Origin of the sequence: Nocardia sp. NPDC058497 (assembly GCF_042720195.1) — a bacterium.
Taxonomy (GTDB): Bacteria; Actinomycetota; Actinomycetes; order Mycobacteriales; family Mycobacteriaceae; genus Nocardia.
Genome location: NZ_JBHXMY010000956.1, coordinates 1 through 1428 on the forward strand (window position 1 = coordinate 1; position 1428 = coordinate 1428).

At 65.4% G+C, this 1428-nt stretch carries 2 protein-coding genes; both read left to right on the forward strand.

Translation table 11 applies throughout. From position 1 onward, the window contains the following. Nucleotides 1-878, forward strand: an 878-nt coding sequence (locus tag ACFWPJ_RS32810; protein ID WP_378857401.1) for a hypothetical protein, incomplete at its 5' end; no start/stop codon positions are given. A 34-nt stretch (nt 879-912) separates the two neighbouring features. After that, a complete protein-coding gene (locus tag ACFWPJ_RS32815) occupies nt 913-1359 on the forward strand; it encodes an SAM-dependent methyltransferase (protein WP_378857403.1) in 447 nt (148 codons plus the stop codon). Nucleotides 1360-1428 lie beyond the last annotated feature (69 nt).

The following is a 1428-nucleotide window of genomic DNA, read 5'->3' on the forward strand; positions in this document are numbered from 1 at the left end:
CTCTCAGATCGATCAGCGCATGGGCGGCGGGCATGGGCGGCGAGCAGTTGTCCAACCTCAGCGGTGAGGTCGTCGCCTTTCTCAACGGCACCTACACCGACGACGAGGTTCGCCGTACCATGTTCTCGGCCGCGGCCGAGATGGCCTATCTCGCTGGCTGGATGGCATTCGACAACGACGAGCATTCCGCGGCCCAGCGCTACTTCACCACCGCCACCAAGCTTGCGGCCGAGGCTCATGACGCACCGCTCACCGGCCACATCCTGCGCGCGATGGCACACCAGGCAATCGACCTCGGACACCCCGAGGAAGGACTCGCGCTCGCCGAAGCCTCCGTCGCAGGCCCCAGATACAGCAGCGCCACGCTCCGGGAGAAGGCGCTGCTCAAAGTCGTCCACGCCAAGGCGCTCAGCGCCGCCGGCCGACCCTCGGAGGCGGCCAAGGCTGCGCTCGTCGCTGAACAAGACCTCGCCGCAGCATCGAGCGCTATCCCTGAGCCCTCACGGGTGTTCTTCTTCACCGAGGCGAGCTTGGCCCACGAAACGGCCTGTGCGCTAAGCGATTCCGGCGACTTACGAGGCGCTGCCGCGCAGTTCGACCGCAGCGTGCGTAAACGCAAGGCACAGGCGTTCGCCCGTACTCACGCGGTCACCCTCGGCTATCTCGGTGCGGTGCAAGCACGGCAGGGCGATCTCGAAATAGCCTGTGCAACGTGGAAGTCCGCGCTGTCGTCGATGGGGCAAGTGCAGTCGGGTCGCACCCGCGCGGTGGCCCGCGGCATCCGCGCCGCCGTCTCGCCGCATCTCGGATCGGCGGTGGTGGGATTTGCCGAAGTCGACGCCCAATCCTCTGAATACCTGCAAGCACAAGGGAAGTAGGACCGAAGCGATGGCTGACGAGACATTCGAAGTGGTGCCGATCGCGCACGTGGTCGGCGGCCGCCGCGAACCCACCGACGATCACTGGGGCGGCACCGAGACGATCATCCGGATCGACGACCCCCGATTCGGCGAAAACTCGGTCAAGGGTCTCGAAGCTTTCAGCCACCTGGAAGTTGTGTTCAGGTTCCACCTGACCGATCAATCCGACCTCCACTTTGGCGCCCGCAGCGCCCGCGACAACCCGGCGTGGCCCGAGGTAGGGATCTTCGGGCACCGCAACATGCGTCGCGTCAACTGGCTCGGAGTGTCGCGCGCCCGCCTTCTCCGCATCGACGGTCTCGACCTCCACGTCGCTGAACTCGACGCGGTCGACGGCACACCGGTGCTCGATATCAAGCCGTGGTTCGCCGAATTCGGGCCTCGCGGCAAGGTTGAGCAGGCTCCGTGGTCCACAGAGATGCTCAAGGACTATTTCTGAGGGGGCGAATTCGTGCGCAGCTGGGCGGACCTGCCCATCTCGGAACCGCTGATTGAAAATGAACGGGAG